This window comes from Comamonas sp. w2-DMI, assembly GCF_040187735.1.
In the GTDB taxonomy this organism is placed as follows: domain Bacteria; phylum Pseudomonadota; class Gammaproteobacteria; order Burkholderiales; family Burkholderiaceae_C; genus Comamonas; species Comamonas terrae.
On the sequence record NZ_JBANEL010000066.1, the window covers coordinates 1 to 2,998 of the forward strand.

General features: G+C 61.0%; 1 protein-coding gene. It reads left to right on the top strand.

Annotation, left to right across the window (positions count from 1 at the left end):
• Positions 1-42 precede the first annotated feature (42 nt).
• A complete protein-coding gene (locus V8Z74_RS26050) occupies positions 43-2,958 on the top strand; it encodes a Tn3 family transposase (protein WP_087748587.1) in 2,916 nt (971 codons plus the stop codon).
• Positions 2,959-2,998 lie beyond the last annotated feature (40 nt).

Sequence of the window (2,998 nt, forward strand, 5' to 3'; positions counted from 1 at the left end):
TTCTCAAACGGGTATCGTGGCCTCCCGCTAATGGGGTTCACGATGCAGGACTGGCAAACGACGTTTTTGGGGATGCGTGAGCTGCCCCGCGATATCAGTGACTTCGAGATGAAGGCGTTTTTCACCTTCGATGGTGCAGAGCGCGAGGCAATCAATGCGCGCCGGGGTGACGCCCACAAGCTCGGTCTGGCGCTGCATATCGGGTTTTTGCGCATGAGTGGCCGCCTGCTGTATGCCTTTCGGGTGGTTCCCGTCGCCCTGTGGCGCCACTTGAGCGAGGAACTTGGCATTGCCACCCCTGATGTGGCTTCGCTGCGCACGCTGTACGGGCGGGAGAAGACACTGTTCGATCACCAGCAAGTAGCGTGCACGGCCCTTGGTTTTCGGTGGATGAGCGAGCACCAACGCCGCTCCCTGGTGCGTGAACTGCGGGACGAAGTGGCCCGTTGCGCCGACCGCGATCAACTGCTCGGGAGGGCCCGCCAATGGCTGTACAAGAATAAGCTGGTGATCGTGCACGAGCGGGCCATCCGGACTTTGATTGCGAGCGCACTCACCCAGCTCGAAGCGGAGACAGGTGCTGCAATCGCCGCCAGCGTCGATCCGGCAACCCTTGATCGGTGGCGAACCTCGGTTGCAGAGCTGCGCCCAGATGGACAAACCCAACAAAGCTGGCTGTGGTCGGCGCCGGCCAAGCACTCAACCCGCCAAATCAGCGAGGTACTTGAACGCATCGATCTGCTGTACGAGCTGGACGTTCATAAACACCTGACCGACATCCCCGATCTCATCTTGCGCCGTTACGCGCGCCGACTAGTCTCTCGGCCGCCGTCTGCCGGCGCCAAGATCAAGGAACCCGCGCGCACCGTGGAGGTCGCCTGCTTTCTGCGGTATTGCCTGTTCACCACCACGGACCAGTTGATTTTGATGGTGCAGCGCCGGATTGCCGATCTGTGGCGCCAGACCGCTGCCGAGGTCCCCGCCACCGTCAACTGGGCGGCGATGTACAAAACGCTACTGGCCGAACTCGTGGCCTTGAGCGCCCAGGGCGCTGTGCCGGACGCCGAGCTGCGCGCACGGCTTGAAGCCTTGGTCATCGAAACCCAGAAACGCAAGCCACCCAGTCGGGCCTCCCTTGTGCGCGAAGGATTGATTGATGTCATTCGCCCCGTACGCTCACTGCTTGTGGCAATTGCAAAGCTTCCATGGCAAGCCACCGGAGAGCATCCCACCATCGACGCCCTGACGAAATTGAGCGCCTATTACGCCAGTAACATCAGAAAGTTGCCGGATGGCGTTGTCGCGCCAGGCCTGGGGAAGGTCTGGCAAGCCGCCATATCCAGCCCAGACCGGGAACGGGCGTTTCGGGCATTGGAGGTTGCCACCTTGTTTGCCCTGCGCCGCGCGGTGCGCAATGGATCGGTCTGGATCGAGCACAGCTTGAGTTTTAGGGGCCGTGCACGCCTGTTCTTCACGGACGAACGTTGGAAGGACGAGTCCAAGAAGCACTATGCCCGTCTGTCGCTGCCCGGCAAGGCGGCCACCTTTCTGAAGCCATTGTTGGCCAAGGTAACTGCAGGTGTCGATGCTGTGGCTGCGGCGGCACGCAGTGGCGTACTGCGCGTCGACGATGAACTCCACCTCTCAGTTTTACCCGCCGAAGACGAAGACCCCGAAGTCACCAAGCTACGGGCGGCTTTGGATCACCGCATCGGCGAAGTGCAATTGCCTGAAGTGATTCTGGCCGTTGACGCCCAGGTGCGCTTCAGCTGGATCATGCTCGGCCGTGAACCACGGTCAACAGCGGAACTGCTGATGGTCTATGCCGGCATCATGGCCCACGGCACCAGTCTGACAGCCATCGAATGCGCGCGCATGATTCCGCAGTTGTCTGCCACCAGCATCCGCCAGGCCATGCGCTGGGCACGGGACGAACGCCGTCTGAGTCAGGCTTGCCAGGCGGTGCTGGAGTTTATGCAACGCCACCCGATCGCCACCACTTGGGGCCGTTCAGACCTGGCGTCTTCTGACATGATGAGCATGGAGACAACCAAGCGGGTATGGCAGGCCCGGCTTGATCCCCGGCGCAACACGCCCTCCATTGGCATCTACTCCCATGTACGCGACCGCTGGGGAATCTTTCACGCACAGCCCTTCGTGCTCAATGAGCGCCAAGCTGGCGTGGCCATTGAAGGCGTCATACGTCAGGAACGCCTTGAAACCAGCCAACTGGCGGTGGACACCCACGGCTACACCGATTTTGCGATGGCACTGGCCCGGTTGTTGGGCTTTGATCTTTGCCCGCGGTTGAAGGAATTGAAACAACGCCACCTGTTCGTGCCTCGCGGCGCCAAGGTGCCAGCCGAAATAGCTGCGGTGTGCGAGGCCAATGTTGACGTTGCCCTGATCGAAAAGCATTGGGACAGCCTGGTGCATCTGGCGGCTTCGGTCATGAGTGGTCACGCCAGTGCGGTGGCAGCACTGGCGCGGTTTGGCTCTGCTGCCCAGGGTGACCCCATCTATGACGCTGGCGTGCAATTGGGACGTTTGCTGCGAACCGCGTTCCTTGCCGACTACTTTGTTAAGGACGCTTTCAGGAATGAATTGCGCCGGGTGCTCAACCGGGGGGAGGCGGTCAACGCCCTCAAGCGCGCCATTTACACCGGCCGGATCAGCCCGGCACAGGCCAAACGTGTGGACGAAATGCAGGCTGTGGCCGACGCGTTGAGTCTGCTGGCCAACATCGTCATGGCGTGGAACACGTCACAAATGCAGGCTGTTCTGGATCGCTGGTCGAACCGCCGCCAGGCCATTCCGCCGGAACTGATCGGAAAAATTGCTCCCACCAGGCTGGAAAGCATCAACCTGCGAGGCGTGTTCCGCTTTCCTGTTGACCGTTATGCCGACCAAATCCTGCCCTCGCGGCAGGGAGCACCGATAACTGGCACCAACGGATGAAACCGATCACGGTTTGACGCCACGAATCCCGGATTTGAAG